Source organism: Clostridium budayi (genome assembly GCF_055396605.1).
The window spans coordinates 1,523,562-1,543,338 of the sequence record NZ_AP042456.1; the positions used below are offsets into that span (position 1 = coordinate 1,523,562).

Sequence of the window (19,777 nt, forward strand, 5' to 3'; positions counted from 1 at the left end):
TTGGAGGGATTATTAATGGCAGAATGTAAATATAAGAGAGTAATACTAAAATTATCTGGTGAAGCATTAGCTGGAACTAATGGATATGGATTAGATTTTAATGTAGCAAAAAGAATTTCTTTAGAAATAAAACAACTTATTGATGCTGGTGTTGAAGTCGGTTGCGTAGTAGGTGGCGGAAACATCTGGAGAGGTAGAAGCGGTGAAGGAATGGACAGAACAACTGCTGATTACATGGGTATGATGGCTACATGTATAAATGCCTTAGCACTACAAGATTCATTAGAACAAGTAGGTGTAGACACTAGAGTTTTAACTGCTATTGAAATGAAAGAAGTTGCAGAGCCATTTATAAGAAGAAGAGCTATGAGACATTTAGAAAAGGGTAGAGTTGTAATATTTGCAGCTGGTACTGGTAACCCTTATTTCTCAACTGATACTACAGCAGCTTTAAGAGCAGCTGAAATTGAAGCAGACGTAATTCTTTTAGCTAAAAAAGTTGATGGAGTTTATAATAAAGACCCTCATAAGTATTCAGATGCGCAAAAATATGATACACTAACATATATAGAAGTTTTAGAACAAGGATTACAAGTAATGGATTCAACAGCAACTTCTTTATGTATGGATAATGAAATTCCAATATTAGTGTTTGGATTAGATGAAGCAGGAAATATCCAAAAGGCTATTACTGGTGAAAAAATCGGAACATTAGTTTCAAAATAAGGAGGATATTTTATGGTTAAAGACATTTTAAAAAATGCTGAAGAAAAAATGAAAAAAACAATTAATGTTTTACAATCAGATTTATCAACTATGAAAGCTGGAAGAGCTAATCCAACTATGCTTGACAGAATACAAGTTGAATATTATGGAAGTATGTGTCCATTAAATCAAGTAGCTAATATATCAGCTCCAGAACCAAGAGTTCTTCAAATAACTCCTTGGGAAACAACATTATTAAAAGAAATAGAAAAAGCTATTCTTACATCAGATCTAGGATTAAATCCTTCAAATGATGGTGCTATAATAAGATTAATAATACCAGAATTAACAGAAGAAACAAGAAAAAATCTTGTTAAAAATGTTAAAAAAGCTGGAGAAGATTCAAAGATAGCTTTAAGATCAATTAGAAGAGATTCAAATGATAAAGTAAAGGCATTAAAGAAAGATGGAGAATTAACTGAAGACGAAATGAAAAAGTCAGAAGATGATATCCAAAAAGTTGTAGATAAATTTGTTAAAGAAGTAGACAAATTAATAGAAGCAAAAGAAAAAGAGATAATGTCAATCTAATTTAAGTAAAAACCTGCTCTTTGGCAGGTTTTTTATTTAAAGATAAAACGGGGAGGGAAACTCATGCTTAAGTTTTTTAAAGGGGAAAAAACTACTGACAATGAAGAAATAAGCCTTGATATGGAGAATATTCCTAAGCATATAGCAATTATTATGGATGGTAATGGAAGATGGGCTAAGAAAAGAAATCTTCCAAGAAGAATGGGACATAAAGCAGGAGTTGAGACCATTCGTAGAGTATTGAAAGAGGCAGATAAATTAGGCGTAAAATATATGACTCTTTATGCATTCTCAACTGAAAATTGGAAAAGACCTAAAGAAGAAGTTAATGCACTTATGAAACTTCTTATACAATATTTAAGACAAGAAATTAATGAGCTACATAAAAATGGCGTTAAAATAAATGTTTTAGGTGATATAACTAAATTACCAAAAGAGTGCCAAGAAGAAATAGAAAAATCTGTAGATAAAACAAAAAATAATAAAGGAATTACAATGAATATTGCTCTAAATTATGGTGGAAGAGATGAGATTTTAAGAGCAGTAAAATCTATTTCAGAAGAAGTATTAAAGGGCAATATTAATGTAGAGGATATTAATGATGAAGTTATGGAAAACTATCTTTATACAAAAGGTGTACCAGATCCAGATATAATAATAAGACCATCTGGAGAACAAAGATTAAGTAACTTCCTATTATGGCAATGTGCTTATTCAGAATTTTGGTACTCTGATATTTGTTGGCCAGATTTTAAGGAAGAGGATCTTCATAGAGCAATTTATGATTTCCAAAGAAGAGATAGAAGATTTGGTGGAGTAAAATAAATGAAAAAAGAGGTGGTTTTTTGAAATCGAATAGTAGATATTTAGGTGCGCTTATGATAGCTCCTTTTATAATATTTGTATTTTTAGGAGGAGTATGGCTTGAAGCATTTACTATAGTTCTTTCTATATTAGGATTATATGAATTTTATCATGCTTTAAAGCAAAAAGAATTTAATCCTATTTCAATAGTTGGCTATGTTCTTCTGATTGCATATTATTTCATGCATAATAATTTTGAATATATTATGTATTTAGTTGTACTTGCAACATTTGTACTTTTAATTATTCCTGTAATTAACCTAAAGTATACTTTTATAGATGTAGCTATAACTTTACTTGGATTTTTATATGTAGGAATATTCTTTAGTTTTATATACTTAGTAAATATTAAAAATGGCGGACAATTTTTAGTTTGGTTAATATTTATAGGATCTTGGATGACAGATACTGCAGCATACTATGCTGGAAGATTCTTTGGTAAAACTAAACTTTGCCCTAAAGTTAGTCCTAAAAAGACTATCGAAGGTTCAGTTGGTGGTATGATAGGAGCTACATTAGCTTGCGGAATATTTGGTATTATAGTTAATAACTACGTGCAAATAATGCCTATATATAATTACTTTATAATAGGAGCGTTATGTGGAGTATTTAGTCAGTTTGGTGATTTAGTAGCATCATCTGTAAAAAGATATGTTGGATTAAAGGACTATAGTAACTTAATACCAGGACATGGTGGTATATTAGATAGATTTGATAGTATACTTTTCTCAGGCCTTGTAGTATTTTATTATTTAACATTTATCGTATCAATTTAATTATAAAAAGTTCTAGGAATTAATATTTCTAGAACTTTTTTTGTTTAGTAAATTAATAAAGAAAATTCTAAGAGTTTAAATTTGGCATATAAATATAAAATAAGGAGGTTTACAGATGTGAAATTAAAAGATGAGCAAAAAAAACTTTTAGAAGCATTTATATTTTTTATAGCAATAGTAATATTTGTTATAGTTATAAGGGCCTATTTTAAGCCATTTTTATGGATAGTAATAATTTTTTTCTTAAGTAGTCCTATGTATATACTATTTACAAAATTTAATATAAGTAAAAAAATATCGGCAGCATTAGCACTTTTATTACTAAATATTTTTATAGTTTTAATTATATATTATTTAGGGAGAAATATATTTGAACTCGTAGATAGTATGTATGAAAATAATATAAACATAGTTAATGATTTTATTAAAGAACTAAACAATGTATTAGAGAAAATAGTAGGAGAAGTTAATTTTAGCGAGGAAATAATGAGTATTTTTCATCCTAATATGCTAAAGAGAGGAGCTGTTACTACAGGAGAAGGAATACTTAGCTATTTTATAGGGAATATATGTGCATTTTTTATACTTATAGATAAGAATAAATTTATTTTGTATTTTAATAGATTATTACCAGATACAATATATAAAAGAATCCACAAAGGAGGCAAAAATATAAAAAGTATACTATCAATACAAATACTTTTAGTATTTATATCAACTGCAATAATTATATTTGGGTTTAAAATATTTAGAATTGATAAGGCTTTTCTTTTAGGTGTGTTTTGTGGTATTTTAGATATACTTCCATATGTAGGTACAATAATTGTATTTATACCAATTATAATATACAATATTATAGTAAAAGATTATCTTATAGCTTTCGGATTAATATGTCTTTACATTTTAGTTCAATTCGTAAGAGAAATTTTAGAAGCAAAATTACTTAGTAATAAATTTAATATTCATCCTTTAGTAATATTTCTTTCTATCTATATTGGAATGAAGATTTTTGGGGTAATTGGAGTATTTATTGGACCTTTATATAGTATGATGGTAAGAGATATTTTTTGTGATGAATAAGGATATATACGGAGGAAGATAAAATGAAAAATATTTCAATATTAGGGGCAACAGGCTCAATAGGAACACAAACATTAGATGTAATAAGAAAAACAGAAGGAATAAATTTAATAGGAGTAACAGCTAATACTTCAGTTAAAATGATAAAAGAAATAATAGATGAATTTACTCCTAAATATGTTGGTATGATGGATGAAAACTCTAAAAATGAAATAGATACTTATGTTAAAGAAAATAATTTAGACATAGAAGTACTATTTGGTATGGAAGGACTAAAAAAAATAGCATCATTAGAAGAAATTGACACAGTTGTGACATCAATAGTTGGTATGATTGGATTAGAACCAACTATTGAAGCTATAAGACATAAGAAAGATATTGCCCTTGCAAATAAAGAAACATTAGTTGTAGCTGGAGAACTTGTAATGAATGAAGCTAAAAAATATGGAGTTAAAATATTGCCAGTTGATTCAGAACATAGTGCAATCTTTCAATCACTTAGAGGAAATTCATATGACTCAATAAAAAAGATAATTTTAACTGCTTCAGGTGGACCATTTAGAGGTAAAACTATTCATGATTTAAAAAATACTTCTGTAGCTGAAGCTTTAAATCATCCAAATTGGAGCATGGGAAGAAAAATAACAATAGACTCATCAACACTTATGAATAAGGGGCTTGAAGTAATTGAAGCACATTGGTTATTTAATTGCGATTATGACAATATTCAAGTTGTTGTTCATCCTCAAAGTATAGTTCACTCAATGGTGGAATATGTTGATAACAGTATAATAGCACAACTTGGATCAGCAGATATGAGATTACCAATACAATATGCTTTAAATTATGAAGATAGAAAAGAGGCAGTATCTAATGGAATAGATTTCTATGAAATTTCAAAATTAACATTTGAAAAACCTGATATGGATACATTCAAGTGTTTAAAACTTGCATTTGAGGCAGGTAAACATGGAAAGCTTATGCCAACTATATTAAATGGTGCAAATGAAGAAGTAGTTCAATTATTCTTAGATGAAAAAATAGAATATTTAAGTATCGGGGATATAATAGAACAATGTATGGAACACTTTAAAGAAGAAGCAAAAGGTGAAGTGACACTAGAAAATGTTATTTCTCTTGATCAAAAGGTTAAAGAATATGTAAGACAAAATTACAATTAGGAGGAAACTTAATGTATATAATTTATGCTATATTAGCCTTTGGACTACTTATAATAGTTCATGAACTAGGACATTTTATTTTAGCGAAGATAAATGGAGTAAGAGTTGAAGAATTCTCAATTGGAATGGGACCTAAAATATTTTCAGTTGATGGAAAAGAAACTAAATACTCTTTAGGAATACTTCCAATTGGAGGATATGTTAAAATGCTTGGAGAAGAAGAGGATGTTAATGATGAAAGAAGTTTTTCAGCTAAATCACCTCTTAGAAGAATTACAATAATACTTGCAGGAGCTTTTATGAATTTAATATTAGCTATAGTAATATTTACAGCATATTTAAATCATTTTGGATATAGGCTTCCAAAAGTCGCATCAGTTATTGATAAAAGTCCAGCTTATGAAGCAGGAATAAAGCCTGGAGATAAATTTGAAAAAATAAATGGAAGCAAAGTATTTACAGCAGATGATATGACATTTGCAATAGCATTATCAAAAGGAAATCCTGTAAATATAGAAGTAAATAGAGATGGAAAATTACTAGACTTTAATGTAAAACCTTCTTATAATGAAAAAGAAAAGAGAGATATGATTGGATTTAGTTTTGATGCAGTAAAAAATCCAACTATAGTTCAAAGTTTTAAAGAAAGTTTTAATCAAACAGGGTCACTTATTAAACAAACCTTCCAAGGACTTAAAATGATATTCACAGGAAAAGCAGATCTTAAAACAGATGTTGGAGGACCTGTAACTATAATAAAATTATCAGGTCAAGCTGCTAAAGCTGGTATATGGACTCTTTTATATTTTACAGCTTTTATAAGTATAAACCTTGCTGTATTTAATTTATTACCATTTCCGGCATTAGATGGAGGTTGGACTGTTTTACTTTTAATAGAACTAATAACAAGAAGAAAAGTGCCAGATAAAGTGGCAGGTGCATTAAATTTTGTAGGATTTGCACTACTTATGGGACTTATGCTTTTAGTAACAGTTAAAGACATATTATTCCCAATAAAATTCTAGGAGAGAACATATGGAGAGAAAGATAACAAGAGAAGTAAAGGTTAAAGATATTACTATTGGTGGAACATCAGAAGTAATAATACAATCTATGACAAATACAGATACAAGAGATGTAGAAAAGACATTAGATCAAATAAATAAATTAGTAAGTGAAGGGTGCCAAATGGTAAGATGTGCAGTTCCAGATATGGAAGCTTGCGAGGCACTAAAAGAGATAACTAGAAAATCACCAGTTCCAATAGTTGCTGATATACATTTTGACTATAGATTAGCACTTAAAGCAATAGATAATGGAGTAGCTAAACTTAGAATAAATCCAGGTAATATTGGAAGTATAGATAGAGTTAAAGAAGTTGTAGAAAAAGCAAAGGCTAATGGTATTCCTATAAGAATCGGAGTAAATTCAGGTTCATTAGAAAAAGATATATTAGAAAGAGATGGAAGACCAACCGCTAAAGGACTAGTTGAAAGTGCATTAAGACATGTTAAGATATTAGAAGATTTAAATTTTTATGATATGGTTATATCAATTAAATCATCAGATGTTCCTATGATGATAGAAGCATATAGATTAGTGAGTGAAAAATGCAACTATCCTCTTCATCTAGGAGTTACTGAGTCAGGAACTAAATTCAAGGGTACAATAAAATCAAGTATAGGTATAGGAACACTTTTAGCAGAAGGTATAGGTAATACAATAAGAGTTTCTCTTACATCAGATCCTGTTGAAGAAATAAGTGTTGCAAAAGAAATTCTAAAAGCATTAGGATATAGAAAAGAAGGAATAGAATTTGTATCATGTCCTACATGTGGTAGAACAGAAATAAACTTAATAAAGATTGCAGAAGAAGTTGAAAATAGACTTAAAGGTTTAAATAAAAATATTAAAGTTGCTGTTATGGGATGTGTAGTTAATGGTCCTGGAGAAGCAAGAGAGGCCGATATTGGAATAGCTGGTGGCAAAGGTGTTGGCATAATATTTAAAAAAGGCGAGATTATAAAGAAAGTTAAAGAAGAAGATTTAGTTGAGGAACTTATAAAAGAAATAGAATCTTTATAAATGAATTTTAAGATAAGCCCCCAAAAAGCAAGTGAAAACTTATTTTGGGGGTTCGTATTTTGAAGAGGAGGGAATCTTTTGAGCGAAGAGTTCATTAAAAAACTTAATAAAGAAATAACAAAAAATGAAAATTTAGAAGATAAAGAAATAAAGCTTAATAGATTTCAATTTTATAAGAAGAGTAACATTTTAAAGGTTGTTTTAAAGTGTAAAGAAAGCTTAGTTGAAGAAGAAGAAAAATGGCTAGTAGAATTAGTCAAAAGAAATTTAGGATTTAATATTAACGTAGAATTATTAGTTTATAAAGATGTTGAAGGTGCAAGTGTAACAGACATAGTAGATAAGTACTGGTCCAATGTTGTTTTAAATATAGTTAAGAAAAATCCTTTATCAAAAAATGTTTTATATTCAAAACATAAAATTATAGAGGAAGATATAATAACAATAAAATATGGTAGCGAAGCTATTATAAATCATCTTAAAAAGAAAGATATAGAAAGAAAAGTTTCAGCTCAAATAAACGATATATTTGGAAAAAGAATAAGAATTAAATTAGAGTATGATAAAGAATTAGAAGATGATAATTATGAAGAAAAGAAAGCTTTAGAAAATAAGAAAATAGTAGATGATGTGCTTCAAGGAAGAGTTATAAGCGAAGCTCCTAAGGCAGAAAAGAAAGAAAAGAAGGCACCTCAAAAGAAAAATTCAAATGAAGGCTATCAAAAGTATAAGAGAGAGCCTAAAGGTGAAAATACTATTTTAGGAAGAAATATTAGTCAAGAAGCTATAAAGATAAGTGAAATAGATGAAACATCAGGTTATGTTGCAATAATTGGTGAAGTATTTAAAACAGAAATTATTGAAACTAGAACTGGAAAAATGATATTAACTTTCTATATAACTGATTATACAAGCTCTATTACAGTTAAGTGTTTCTTAAAAGATAAAGATAAAGAAGAAGTATTAGAAAATGTTAAAAAGGGACTGTATTGTAAAGTTAGAGGAGAAGCTATATACGATACTTATGCAAGAGAAGTTGTAATAATGGGTAGAGATATAGTTAAGATGAAAAAAATAGAAAGAATGGATGCTGCAGAGGAAAAGAGAGTTGAATTACATCTACATACTAATATGAGTACTATGGATGGAATGGTTTCTGCATCAAGAATGGTTGAAAGAGCAGCTAAATGGGGTCATAGTGCTATTGCAATTACAGACCATGGTGTAGTTCAAGCATTCCCAGACGCTCAAAGTGCAGCTAAAAAACACGGAATAAAAGTTATATATGGAGTAGAAGGATACTTAGTTGATGATGGAGTTCCAATTGCACTACATGAAAAGGGTGAATCCTTAGATGGCTCTTATGTAGTATTTGACCTTGAAACAACAGGATTCTCAGCAAAAAATGATAAAATAATTGAGATTGGTGCAGTTAAAATAGAAGAAGGAAAAATAGTTGATAGATTTAGTGAATTTGTAAATCCTGAAAAGTTAATACCATATAAAATAACAGAACTAACAGGAATAACAGATGAAATGGTTAAAGATAGTGAAACTATTGAAAGTATATTACCTAGATTCCTTGAATTTTGTAAAGGTAGTGTATTAGTTGCACATAATGCAGCCTTTGATACAGGGTTTATAAAAAATAATTGTAATAGAATGAATTTAGAATTTGATTTTACAATTATGGATACAGTACCACTTGCAAGATTTTTATATCCAGAACTAAAAAAAGTTAAGCTTAATATAGTTGCAAAACATTTGGGGATATCTTTAGAAAATCACCATAGAGCAGTTGATGATGCAAAAGCAACATGCGATATTTTAATAAAATGTTTTGAAAAATTAAAAGAAGAAAAAGAAATATTTGATTTAGCAAAATTAAATGAAGAGTTCTTATCAAATGTAGATATTAAAAGACAACCAACATATCACATAATTATACTTGCAAAAACTCAAGCTGGACTTAAAAATCTTTATAAATTAGTGTCAGAAGCACATTTAGAAAACTTCTTTAAGAGTGCAAGAACAAAAAAGAGTAGACTTCAAGAAATGAGAGAAGGACTTATAATTGGATCAGCTTGTGAAGCTGGAGAAGTATATAGAGCTATATTGGATGGTAGAAATGATGGGGAAGTAGAAGAGATAGCAAAATTCTATGATTACTTAGAAATTCAACCAATAGCAAATAATAATTTCTTAATTGAAAAAGGAAATGTAGCTGATGAAGAGGAACTTCAAGATATAAATAGAAGGATTTATAATTTAGGAAAGAAATTAAATAAACCTGTTGTAGCAACAGGGGATGTTCACTTTTTAGAACCTCAAGATGAAGCATTTAGAAAGATAATAATGGCGGGTAAAGGCTTTAAAGATGCAGATAATCAACCACCATTATATTTTAAAACTACAGAAGAAATGCTAAAGGAATTTTCATATTTAGGTGAAGATATTTCAAAGGAAGTTGTTGTTTATAATCCACAAAAAATTGCTGATGAAGTGGATATGATTAAACCAATTCCAGATGAAACTTTCCCACCTAAAATAGAAGGTGCAGAAGATGAAATTAGAGAGATGGTAATGAATAAGGTCCATTCAATTTATGGAGAAAATTTACCAGAAGTTATACAAAAAAGATTAGATAAAGAATTAAATTCAATAATAAATAATGGATATGCCGTTCTTTATCTTATCGCTCAAAAATTAGTTGCAAAATCATTACAAGATGGTTACTTAGTTGGATCTAGAGGATCTGTTGGATCTTCTTTTGTTGCTACTATGTCAGATATAACAGAGGTTAACGGATTACCTCCACACTATGTTTGTCCAAATTGTAAGAAGTCAGAATTCTTCTTAGATGGATCTATAAGTTCTGGTGCAGATCTTCCACCAAAAGATTGTCCAGAATGCGGAGCTCATTATATAAGGGACGGACATGATATACCATTTGAAACTTTCTTAGGATTTGAGGGAGATAAAGAACCAGATATCGACCTTAATTTCTCTGGTGAATACCAAGGGGTAGTTCATAAATACTGTGAAGTTCTATTTGGTAAGGGGTATGTATTTAAGGCTGGAACTATTGGTACAGTTGCAGAAAAAACTGCATATGGATATGTTAGAAAATATTTAGATGAAAGAGGTATAAGAGCAAGTAGTGCTGAAATTGAAAGACTTACAATTGGTTGTACAGGTATAAAGAGAACATCAGGTCAGCATCCAGGTGGAATTATGGTTGTACCAAGTGATAATGAAATATATAATTTCTGTCCAATACAACATCCAGCTGATGATAATGATACAGATATAATAACTACTCACTTTGATTACCACTCAATAAGTGGTAGACTTCTAAAACTAGATATACTAGGACACGATGATCCTACGGTGCTTAGAATGCTTCAAGATTTAACTGGTCTTGATCCAAAAACAATTCCATTAAATGATGAAAAAGTATTAAGCCTTTTCACAAAGCCAGATGCTTTAGGAGTAACCAAAGAAGAACTTGAGTGTGAAGTTGGAAGTTATGGACTTCCTGAGTTTGGTACAAAATTCGTAAGACAGATGTTAGTTGATACTCAGCCTAAAAGTTTTGCTGATTTAGTTAGAATATCAGGACTTTCTCATGGTACAGACGTTTGGCTTAATAACGCCCAGTACTTTATAAAAGAAGGATATACTACACTAAAAGATTGTATAGCTACAAGAGATGACATTATGGTTTACTTAATGTATCAAGGAGTACCACCAAAAACATCATTTACTATCATGGAGAAAGTTAGAAAAGGTAAAGGTCTAACAGAAGATGATGAAAAATTAATGAGAGAAAATAATGTACCTGACTGGTATATTGAATCTTGTAAAAGAATAAAATACATGTTCCCTAAAGGTCACGCTGTTGCTTATGTAATGATGGCAGTTAGAATAGCTTATTATAAAGTTTATTATCCAGAAGCATATTATGCTACATACTTTACAGTTAGAGCAGATGACTTTGATGCAGAATTAATATGTAAAGGTGAAGGTGCAATTCATCAAAAGCTCCATGAATTATATGATCTTGGAAATTCAGTAACAACAAAAGAAAAAGGGCTTATAACATCCCTAGAAATGTCTTTTGAAATGTATAAGAGAGGATTTAAATTTTTAAAGGTAGACTTATATAAATCAGAAGCAACTAAATTTATTATAGAGAAGGATGGATTAAGGCCACCTATAAATGCACTTCAAGGAGTTGGAGATAATGCAGCTAAAGCTATTGTAGAAGCTAGAAAAGACGGTGAATTTATTTCTAAAGAAGATCTTAGAATGAGAGCTAAAATTACAAAAACTGCTGTAGAAACTTTAGATAATCATGGTTGTTTAGAAGGCATGTCAGAGACAAATCAGTTATCATTGTTCTAAAAATTGTATATATTTACAATTTGTCTAAATATACTTGAAAATAATTCATATATATGTTAAAATCAAAACTAAGATATTACTAATAGCTAGATTAAAGGAGTGGGAAAGTAAATTTGCCCGCTCTTTCTGTTTGAAACGCAACTAATTTAGTTGCGTTTTTAATTAAAAAATAGAAATCTATATATTGGGGAATAATATCATTAAAATTGAATATTGAAAAGGAGGGTAACATATGAAAAAAAGTGCCTTAATAGAAAGAGTAGAGGAACTAGTTCTTCCAATAACAGATGAGCTAGGGTATGAATTATATCATACTGAATTTGTTAAAGAAGACGGAGAAAATTATTTAAGAATATATATAGATAATGAAGAAGGTATAACACTTACTGATTGTGAAAAAGTATCAAGAAGAGTTAGCGAAATGTTAGATGAAGAAGACCCAATTCAAAACTCATATTATTTAGAAGTTTCTTCACCAGGAATAAATAGAGGACTATTTAAAGATGAACACTTTAAAAAATTTATTGGTAAAGAAGTATTTGTAAGATTTACAGGTTCATTAAACGGACGTAAAAATATAAAAGGTATATTAGAATCTTGTGATGATGATTTTATTGAAGTTACAGGTGAAATAACTATGAAAATACCAAAAGAAAAAATAAAATCAGCCAATTTAGAAGGGGAATTATAAAAGGAGGATAAAAAGATGAACCAAGAGTTTATAGGAGCTCTTAAAGAGATCGTAAAAGAAAAAGGAATATGTGAAGATTTAATCTTTACAACAATAGAGGATGCAATGGTTGCAGCATATAAGAAAAATTATGCAAACCAATACACTTCAGCACAAAATGTTAAAGTTAGTATAGATAGAGAAACTGGAGAAATCAGAGTATACGCTCAAAAAGTAGTTGTTGATGAAGTTTATGATGAAGTAACAGAAATAAGCTTAGAAGAAGCTAAAGAAATAAATCCAAAGTATGCTGTAGATGATGTAGTTGATATAGAAGTTACACCAAGAAACTTTGGAAGAGTTGCAGCACAACTTGCAAAACAAGTAGTAACTCAAAGAATTAAAGAAGCTGAAAGAAATATAGTTTATAACGAATACAAAGATAAAGAATTCGATATAATAACTGGAACAATCTTAAGAAAAGACAAAGGATTAGTATTTGTTAACTTAGGAAAGCTAGAAGGTGTTATAGGACCTAACGAACAAATGAAAGGTGAAGAATATAATTTCAACGAAAAGTTAAAATTATATATAGTTGAAGTTAAAAATACTTCAAAGGGAGCACAAATTCATGTTTCAAGAACTCATCCAGGTTTAGTTAAGAGACTATTTGAATTAGAAGTTCCAGAAATATATAACGGTGTAGTTGAAATAAAGAGCATTTCAAGAGAAGCAGGATCAAGAAGTAAAATTGCAGTTTATTCAAATGATGAAGCAGTAGATGCAATGGGAGCATGTGTTGGTCCTAAGGGAATAAGAGTTCAAAACATAGTAAATGAACTTAAAAATGAAAAGATAGATATTATAAAATGGAGCAATGACCCAGCTGAATTTATAGCAAATTCATTAAGCCCAGCTAGAGTATTAAGTGTTGAAGTTAATGAAGAAGATAAAACTGCTAAGGTTGTTGTAGATGATAGCCAACTTTCTCTTGCAATAGGTAAAGAAGGTCAAAACGTTAGATTAGCAGCTAAGCTTACTAACTGGAAGATCGACATAAAAAGCAAATCTCAAGCTTTAAAAGAAGAGGAAGAGGAAATAATAGAAGAAGCACAAATAGATAATACAGAGTCACAAGAAATATAAAAGTAAGAGAGGCGTTTTTATGAAAACTAAAAAAATACCTTTAAGAATGTGTACTGGATGTATGGAAATGAAGCCTAAAAAAGAACTTATAAGAGTTGTTAGATCAAAAGAAGGAGAAGTTTCAGTTGATTTAACAGGCAAAAAGTCTGGAAGAGGCGCTTACGTTTGTAAATCTAAAGATTGTTTAGAAAAAGCTTTTAAGACTAAAAGACTAAGTAGAAATCTTGAAGTTCAAATAAGTGAAGAAATATATAATAGACTAAAGGAAGAAATGGATCATGAATAAATTTTTCAATTTTCTAGGTTTAGCTAAAAGATCAGGCAATCTCATTGAAGGTTATAGCAAATGTAATGAGTTAAGAAATAAAAAGAAGATGTACTTATTTGTAATATCAAATGATGCATCAGAATCAACAAAAAACAAATTTATAAAACATTGTAAAGAAAAGAATATACCATATATAGAGGATTTCTCTAAAGAGGATTTAGGAGCTAGCGTAGGAAAAGATGAAATAAAAATTTTATCAATTCAAGAAAAAAATATGGCTGATAAATTAATAGCTCTTTACGAGGAGGAAAATATATGTAGAAATTAATCGGGGGTGACTGTATGTCAAAAATTAGAGTATATGAATTAGCAAAAGAACTTAATATAAGTTCAAAGGATTTAATTGAATTATTAATGGATGAGTTCAACATAGAAGTCAAAAATCACATGAGTGTAATAGAAGATGAAGATGCTGAACTTATAAAAGAACTTTTAGGCAATCAAGATTCAGAAACTAAGAGTGAAGTAGTTGAAGAATATGAAGTTATAGCAGATCAAGAAGCTAATAAAGGTGCTAAAAAGAAAAAGAAAAATAAAAGAGATGCAAAGTCAAATGAAGAGCAAACTGAAGTTGAAACAGTAGTTGAAATTGGTGAAACAATAACAGTTAAAGAACTTGCAGAAAAGTTAAAGAAACCTACAGCAGAAGTTATAAAAACTCTTATATTCACAGGGGTTATGGCTGGAATAAACCAAGAAATAGATTTTGAAACAGCTGAAAAAGTATGTGATAAATATGAAGTTTTAATAGCTAAAAAAGAAGAAACTGCTGAACTTGACGTATTAGAAATGGAAGAAGATAAAGAAGAAAATCTTCAAAAGAGACCTCCAATCGTAACTGTAATGGGTCACGTTGACCACGGAAAGACATCTCTTTTAGATGCTATAAGAAAAGCAAAAGTTACAGCAACAGAAGCTGGTGGAATAACTCAACATATAGGTGCTTATACTGTTAATGTTAATGGAGAAGATATTACATTCTTAGATACTCCAGGACACGAAGCGTTTACTGCAATGAGAGCTAGAGGAGCACAAATAACAGACGTAGTTATATTAGTTGTTGCTGCAGATGATGGTATAATGCCTCAAACAAAAGAAGCTATAAGTCACTGTAAAGCTGCTGATGTACCAATGGTTGTTGCTATAAATAAGATAGATAGACCAGGTGCTAACATAGATAAAGTTAAACAAGAATTAACTGAATATGGTTTAGTAGCAGAAGACTGGGGTGGAGATACTATATGTGTTCCAGTTTCAGCTAAACAAGGTGAAGGAATTAGTACATTACTTGAAATGGTACTTTTAACTGCTGAAATGTTAGAACTTAAAGCTAATCCAGATAGAAAAGCAAAAGGAACTGTTATTGAAGCAAAACTTGATAAAGGTAGAGGTGCTGTTGCAAGTTTATTAGTTCAAAATGGTACATTACATGTTGGAGATTCAATATTAGTTGGATCAACATACGGTAGAATTAGAGCTATGTTTGATGATACAGGTAAGAAGATTAAATCAGCTGGTCCATCAATCCCAGTTGAAATACTTGGTTTATCAGAAGTTCCAGCTGCTGGAGATAGATTCAACCAAGTTAAAGATGAAAAAACAGCTAGAAATATGGCTGAAATCAGAAAGCAAAAAGAAAAGAATGAATCATTAAATGCTAGACATAGAGTATCACTTGAAGATTTATATAGCCAAATAAAAGAAGGTACTGTAAAAGAATTAGATATAATAGTTAAAGCAGACGTTCAAGGTTCTGTTGAAGCTATAAGACAATCTCTTGAAAAGCTATCAACTGATGATGTAAAAGTTAGAGTTATTCATGGTGGAGTTGGAGCTATAACAGAAACTGATATAACTTTAGCAACTGCATCAAATGCAATAGTTATAGGATTTAACGTAAGACCTGATACAAATGCTGTAAATGCTGCAGAAAAAGAAGGCGTAGACGTTAAAACTTATAGAATAATATATGATGCAATAGAAGATGTTAAATCAGCTATGATAGGAATGCTTGAACCTGAATATAAAGAAGTTGTATTAGGTAAAGCAGAAGTTAGAGAAACTTACAAAATATCAAGTGTTGGAACAATTGCAGGTGCATATGTTTTAGATGGTAAAATCACAAGAAACTCAGATGTAAGAATAATTAGAGATGGTATTGTAATATTCGAATCAACTTTAGCATCATTAAAGAGATTTAAAGACGACGCTAAAGAAGTTAGAAGCGGATATGAATGTGGTTTAAGCGTTGAAAAATTCAATGATATCAAAGAAGGAGATATTATAGAAGCTTACACAATGGAAGCCATAGAAAGAAAAGAACTTTAATAATTAAGAGGTGATAGGTATGGCTAATTATAGAAGTGGAAGAATAAATGAAGAAGTTAAGAAAGTAGTAAGTGCTCTTATCCAAAATGAAATTAAAGATCCAAGATTAACTGCTATGATTTCTGTAACTTCAGTTGAAGTAACTAGAGACTTAGGATACGCTAAAGTATTTGTAAGTATATTTGCAAATAGTAAAGAAGAAAAAGAAGAAAATCTAAAAGCATTAAAGAGTGCAAGTGGATTTATAAGAAGAGAAGTAGGTCGTAAAGTTAAATTAAGAGTTACTCCACAAATAATCTTTGAATTAGATGAATCAATTGATTATGGTATGAAAATTGATGGTTTAATAAGAAAGGCTAAGGAACAATAATATGGCACTTAAAGATATTAAGAAATTTATCATTGAGGCTAATAAAATTGGTATTACTTTTCACACATCACCAGATGGTGATGCTATAGGAAGTGCATTAGGTTTACTAAATGGACTTAGAGAACTTGGTAAGGAAGTGTATATAATTTCAAAGGATACACTTCCTGACAATCTTTCTTTTCTGCCTTTCTCAGAAGAGATAAATGGAGAAACTATAGAACCAAAAGAAGGTACAGACTTAGTTATAGTTTTAGATTGTGGAAATGTAGAGAGAATATCAGCTAATCTTTCTGGATTTAAAGGAATGATAATAAATATAGATCATCATATATCTAATGATAAGTATGGTTTTATAAACTATGTAGACATAGAGGCAGCTGCAACTGCTGAAGTAGTTTATTCTTTATTAAAGGAAATAGGATTTGAATTCTCTGTAAAAGAGGATATTTTAAAAAGAATAGGAACATGTCTTTATACATCTTTAATAACTGATACTGGATCTTTTAGACATTCAAATGTAACTAAAAGAACTCATGAAATTGCAGGATCTTTAATTGGAGTTGGAGTTAACAACTCAGAGATATATAATAAACTATTTGATAACAGAAGCATAAATAAGTTAAACCTTATAGGTTATGCATTCCAAAATGCAAAGCTATACTTTGATGGAAAAGTTGTTGCTGTTGCATTAGATAATGATACTCTTAAAAAGTTTGATGGTGAAAAAGAAGATACATCAGATATTATAGGAAACTTATTAAGTATAAAGACTGTAGAAGTTGCAGTTTTACTTAAAGAAGTTTCAGAAGGAGTTAAAGCAAGTCTTAGATCAAAATATGATTTTGATGTAAGAAAAATTGCAGAACAATTTGGTGGTGGTGGACATACAAAAGCCTCTGGACTTATGCAAAGGGGTATACCACTTAAAATTGCAAAAGATAATATTTTAACTGCTATTGAAAGAGAGATTAATCAATGCAAGGAGTAATAAATGTTTTTAAAAATCCTAACATGACATCATTTGATGTCGTTAGGATTATTAAGAAATTAGCAAAAGAAAAAAAGGTTGGGCATACAGGAACTTTAGATCCAGAAGCTTTTGGAGTTTTACCTATTTGCTTAGGAAAAGCAACAAAAATTATAGATTATATAATGATTGCACCAAAAACATATAAAGTTAAATTTGAACTTGGTTTTAAAACAACTACCTATGATTTAGAAGGAGAAGTTTTAGATAGAAAAGACGTAAGTGGTTTAACAGAAGAAGATGTATTAGAAGCTATAAATTCATTTAAAGGAACACATAGTCAAATTCCGCCTATGTATTCTGCCCTTAAGAAAAATGGTGTTAGACTTTATGATTTAGCAAGACAAGGAATAGAAGTAGAACGTGAAGGAAGAGAAATAACTATTTATGATATAGAAGATATAGTTATTAATATACCAGAAGTATCTATGACAGTTACTTGCTCAAAAGGTACATATATAAGAAGTTTATGCTACGATATAGGAGAAAAACTTAATGTATATGGAACTATGGTTAACTTAAGAAGGACAGCAACATCGGTTTTTAAAGAAGAAGATAGTGTTAACATAGATGAATTAACAGAAGATAATATAGAAGAATATATAATACCTATAGATAAAGCTTTAGATGCTTACAAAAAGATAACTATAAATAATAAGTTTAGAAATTTACTTATAAATGGTGCAAAAGTTTATGATAAAAGATTATTAAAAGAAGATGTACAGTTAGATACTTTATATAGAGTATATGATGAGGACAATATATTTATTGGACTTGGTAAAAAAGATAAAGGTGGATTTAAGTTAGAAAAGCTATTAATTTAACTTAGGAGAATACTAAAGGATATGAAGGTAGTGGATGGAAAAGTAACTAAAAAAGATGATCAGTATTATGTTGCGCTTGGAAGTTTTGATGGATTACATAAAGGACATTTGACATTAATTCATAAATGCATTGAACTTGCAAAAGAAAATGAGTGTAAGAGTATGGTTTTTACATTTAAAAATCATCCAAGAACTGTTATTAATCCTAAAAGTGAGCTTAAATATTTAATGGATAATGAAAATAAATTAAATATATTAAAAAAAGAAGGAATAGATAAAGTTATTCTTACAGAGTTTAATGAAGAATTAATGAAATTATCACCTGAAGGATTTATAAAAAAGCTTTGTAGTGACTACAATATTAAAGGAATCGTTGTAGGTTTTAATTATAAATTTGGACATAAAAATTTAGGCGATATAGAACTTTTAAGAGAACTTTCATCAAAGTATAAATATGAAGTGCTTGTAATGAAGCCAATGATGTTTAATGAAAGTGTTATTAGTAGTACTAGAATCAGAAAAAGTTTAAGTGAAGGGGATATATGTGAAAGCAATAAAATGCTCACAAGACCTTACGCTATTAGTGGTATAGTAGAACATGGTAGACAATTAGGGAGAACTATAGGATTTCCTACAGCGAATTTAAAATATGAAAATAATAAAATAATTCCTAAAAACGGTGTATATTATACCAATGTTAAGTGGAAGAATAAAATATATAAAGGTATCACAAATATTGGAAGTAATCCAACTGTAAATGGACAGAAATTAACTGTGGAAACTTTTATATTAGAGTTTGATGAAGATATATATAATGAACAAATAACAATATATTTTATTGAAAGAATAAGAGATGAAGAAAAATTCAACTCATTAGATGAATTAAAAAGTCAGCTAAAAAAAGACGAACAATATGCAAAAATGAAAGAAATTGACGTTATTATATAAATTTTATTTACAATATTATATTGTTTTGTTATAATGATAGCGGAAACCTAGTCCTATGTTATAAGGTTGCCATCTTATTACATGGAACTAAGGGGATATTTTACGGAGGTGTAATTATGGAAAAGGCAAGAAAACAAGAAATAATTAAGGAATTTGGAAGAAGTGAACACGATACAGGATCAGCAGAAGTTCAAATCGCATTATTAAGCGAAAGAATTAATGAATTAACTGAGCACTTAAAAGTTCACAAGAAAGACCACCACTCAAGAAGAGGACTATTAATGATGGTAGGACAAAGAAGAGGTCTTTTAAATTACTTAGCAAAGCAAGATATCGAAAGATATAGAGCTATAATCAAAAAATTAGGTTTAAGAAGATAGCTTAGAGCGGGTAAAACCGCTCTATTATTTTAAAATCACTAGAAAATTTTGTAAACAATTTGAAAGG

19 protein-coding genes are annotated in these 19,777 nt (G+C 29.5%); all 19 read left to right on the forward strand.

Annotated elements, in window-relative coordinates; translation table 11 throughout:
* Positions 1-15 precede the first annotated feature (15 nt).
* The gene (gene pyrH, locus ACZ5TJ_RS07165; protein WP_039316051.1) at positions 16-726 is read left to right on the forward strand and encodes a UMP kinase; all 711 of its coding nucleotides are present in this window, start codon (positions 16-18) and stop codon (positions 724-726) included.
* A gap of 12 nt (positions 727-738) precedes the next feature.
* Complete coding sequence (gene frr, locus ACZ5TJ_RS07170; RefSeq protein ID WP_055206431.1) at positions 739-1,296, forward strand: ribosome recycling factor; 558 nt, start codon at positions 739-741, stop codon at positions 1,294-1,296.
* Between the two features lie 63 nt (positions 1,297-1,359).
* A complete protein-coding gene (locus ACZ5TJ_RS07175) occupies positions 1,360-2,121 on the forward strand; it encodes an isoprenyl transferase (RefSeq protein WP_464198302.1) in 762 nt (253 codons plus the stop codon).
* A 20-nt stretch (positions 2,122-2,141) separates the two neighbouring features.
* Positions 2,142-2,936: a phosphatidate cytidylyltransferase gene (locus ACZ5TJ_RS07180; protein ID WP_464198304.1), complete on the forward strand. Its 795-nt coding sequence runs from the start codon at positions 2,142-2,144 to the stop codon at positions 2,934-2,936.
* A gap of 117 nt (positions 2,937-3,053) precedes the next feature.
* Positions 3,054-4,016: an AI-2E family transporter gene (locus ACZ5TJ_RS07185; protein WP_464198306.1), complete on the forward strand. Its 963-nt coding sequence runs from the start codon at positions 3,054-3,056 to the stop codon at positions 4,014-4,016.
* A gap of 23 nt (positions 4,017-4,039) precedes the next feature.
* Positions 4,040-5,197: a 1-deoxy-D-xylulose-5-phosphate reductoisomerase gene (gene dxr / locus ACZ5TJ_RS07190; protein WP_464198308.1), complete on the forward strand. Its 1,158-nt coding sequence runs from the start codon at positions 4,040-4,042 to the stop codon at positions 5,195-5,197.
* An 11-nt stretch (positions 5,198-5,208) separates the two neighbouring features.
* A complete protein-coding gene (gene rseP / locus ACZ5TJ_RS07195) occupies positions 5,209-6,222 on the forward strand; it encodes an RIP metalloprotease RseP (protein ID WP_464198310.1) in 1,014 nt (337 codons plus the stop codon).
* A 10-nt stretch (positions 6,223-6,232) separates the two neighbouring features.
* Complete coding sequence (ispG, locus tag ACZ5TJ_RS07200) at positions 6,233-7,282, forward strand: flavodoxin-dependent (E)-4-hydroxy-3-methylbut-2-enyl-diphosphate synthase (protein WP_464198312.1); 1,050 nt, start codon at positions 6,233-6,235, stop codon at positions 7,280-7,282.
* Between the two features lie 78 nt (positions 7,283-7,360).
* Complete coding sequence (locus ACZ5TJ_RS07205) at positions 7,361-11,689, forward strand: PolC-type DNA polymerase III (protein WP_464198314.1); 4,329 nt, start codon at positions 7,361-7,363, stop codon at positions 11,687-11,689.
* A 232-nt stretch (positions 11,690-11,921) separates the two neighbouring features.
* Positions 11,922-12,380, forward strand: coding sequence for a ribosome maturation factor RimP (rimP, locus tag ACZ5TJ_RS07210; protein WP_045725666.1), 459 nt, complete (start codon positions 11,922-11,924; stop codon positions 12,378-12,380).
* A 15-nt stretch (positions 12,381-12,395) separates the two neighbouring features.
* Positions 12,396-13,505, forward strand: a complete 1,110-nt coding sequence (gene nusA / locus ACZ5TJ_RS07215; RefSeq protein WP_045725667.1) for a transcription termination factor NusA — start codon at positions 12,396-12,398, stop codon at positions 13,503-13,505.
* Positions 13,506-13,524: 19 nt separating this feature from the next.
* Complete coding sequence (gene rnpM / locus ACZ5TJ_RS07220) at positions 13,525-13,791, forward strand: RNase P modulator RnpM (protein WP_039316031.1); 267 nt, start codon at positions 13,525-13,527, stop codon at positions 13,789-13,791.
* A complete protein-coding gene (locus ACZ5TJ_RS07225; protein ID WP_054199580.1) occupies positions 13,784-14,101 on the forward strand; it encodes a ribosomal L7Ae/L30e/S12e/Gadd45 family protein in 318 nt (105 codons plus the stop codon). Before rnpM ends, ACZ5TJ_RS07225 begins: the two co-directional genes overlap by 8 nt.
* A gap of 14 nt (positions 14,102-14,115) precedes the next feature.
* The gene (gene infB / locus ACZ5TJ_RS07230) at positions 14,116-16,161 is read left to right on the forward strand and encodes a translation initiation factor IF-2 (RefSeq protein WP_464198322.1); all 2,046 of its coding nucleotides are present in this window, start codon (positions 14,116-14,118) and stop codon (positions 16,159-16,161) included.
* A 19-nt stretch (positions 16,162-16,180) separates the two neighbouring features.
* Positions 16,181-16,531 carry a 30S ribosome-binding factor RbfA gene (gene rbfA, locus ACZ5TJ_RS07235; protein WP_464198324.1) on the forward strand — a complete coding sequence of 117 codons (351 nt, stop codon included), beginning with the start codon at positions 16,181-16,183 and terminating at the stop codon, positions 16,529-16,531.
* A 1-nt stretch (position 16,532) separates the two neighbouring features.
* Entirely contained in the window at positions 16,533-17,519 is a 987-nt protein-coding gene (locus tag ACZ5TJ_RS07240; RefSeq protein WP_464198326.1) for a DHH family phosphoesterase, read from the forward strand.
* Positions 17,507-18,382, forward strand: coding sequence for a tRNA pseudouridine(55) synthase TruB (gene truB / locus ACZ5TJ_RS07245; protein WP_464198328.1), 876 nt, complete (start codon positions 17,507-17,509; stop codon positions 18,380-18,382). The genes ACZ5TJ_RS07240 and truB overlap by 13 nt, the downstream gene beginning before the upstream one ends.
* A 21-nt stretch (positions 18,383-18,403) precedes the next feature.
* Entirely contained in the window at positions 18,404-19,330 is a 927-nt protein-coding gene (locus tag ACZ5TJ_RS07250; protein WP_464198331.1) for a bifunctional riboflavin kinase/FAD synthetase, read from the forward strand.
* A gap of 116 nt (positions 19,331-19,446) precedes the next feature.
* A complete protein-coding gene (gene rpsO / locus ACZ5TJ_RS07255; protein ID WP_039316015.1) occupies positions 19,447-19,710 on the forward strand; it encodes a 30S ribosomal protein S15 in 264 nt (87 codons plus the stop codon).
* Positions 19,711-19,777: the final 67 nt, after the last annotated feature.

Excerpts from the sequence above, each read along its gene's own strand:
- rseP (WP_464198310.1), top strand. The coding sequence starts at position 5,209 with ATGTATATAATTTATGCTATATTAGCCTTTGGACTACTTATAATAGTT.
- rpsO (WP_039316015.1), top strand. The coding sequence starts at position 19,447 with ATGGAAAAGGCAAGAAAACAAGAAATAATTAAGGAATTTGGAAGAAGT.
- ACZ5TJ_RS07175 (WP_464198302.1), top strand. The coding sequence starts at position 1,360 with ATGCTTAAGTTTTTTAAAGGGGAAAAAACTACTGACAATGAAGAAATA.
- ispG (WP_464198312.1), top strand. The coding sequence starts at position 6,233 with ATGGAGAGAAAGATAACAAGAGAAGTAAAGGTTAAAGATATTACTATT.
- rbfA (WP_464198324.1), top strand. The coding sequence starts at position 16,181 with ATGGCTAATTATAGAAGTGGAAGAATAAATGAAGAAGTTAAGAAAGTA.
- nusA (WP_045725667.1), top strand. The coding sequence starts at position 12,396 with ATGAACCAAGAGTTTATAGGAGCTCTTAAAGAGATCGTAAAAGAAAAA.
- infB (WP_464198322.1), top strand. The coding sequence starts at position 14,116 with ATGTCAAAAATTAGAGTATATGAATTAGCAAAAGAACTTAATATAAGT.
- frr (WP_055206431.1), top strand. The coding sequence starts at position 739 with ATGGTTAAAGACATTTTAAAAAATGCTGAAGAAAAAATGAAAAAAACA.
- pyrH (WP_039316051.1), top strand. The coding sequence starts at position 16 with ATGGCAGAATGTAAATATAAGAGAGTAATACTAAAATTATCTGGTGAA.
- ACZ5TJ_RS07240 (WP_464198326.1), top strand. The coding sequence starts at position 16,533 with ATGGCACTTAAAGATATTAAGAAATTTATCATTGAGGCTAATAAAATT.
- truB (WP_464198328.1), top strand. The coding sequence starts at position 17,507 with ATGCAAGGAGTAATAAATGTTTTTAAAAATCCTAACATGACATCATTT.
- ACZ5TJ_RS07225 (WP_054199580.1), top strand. The coding sequence starts at position 13,784 with ATGAATAAATTTTTCAATTTTCTAGGTTTAGCTAAAAGATCAGGCAAT.
- rimP (WP_045725666.1), top strand. The coding sequence starts at position 11,922 with ATGAAAAAAAGTGCCTTAATAGAAAGAGTAGAGGAACTAGTTCTTCCA.
- dxr (WP_464198308.1), top strand. The coding sequence starts at position 4,040 with ATGAAAAATATTTCAATATTAGGGGCAACAGGCTCAATAGGAACACAA.
- ACZ5TJ_RS07250 (WP_464198331.1), top strand. The coding sequence starts at position 18,404 with ATGAAGGTAGTGGATGGAAAAGTAACTAAAAAAGATGATCAGTATTAT.
- rnpM (WP_039316031.1), top strand. The coding sequence starts at position 13,525 with ATGAAAACTAAAAAAATACCTTTAAGAATGTGTACTGGATGTATGGAA.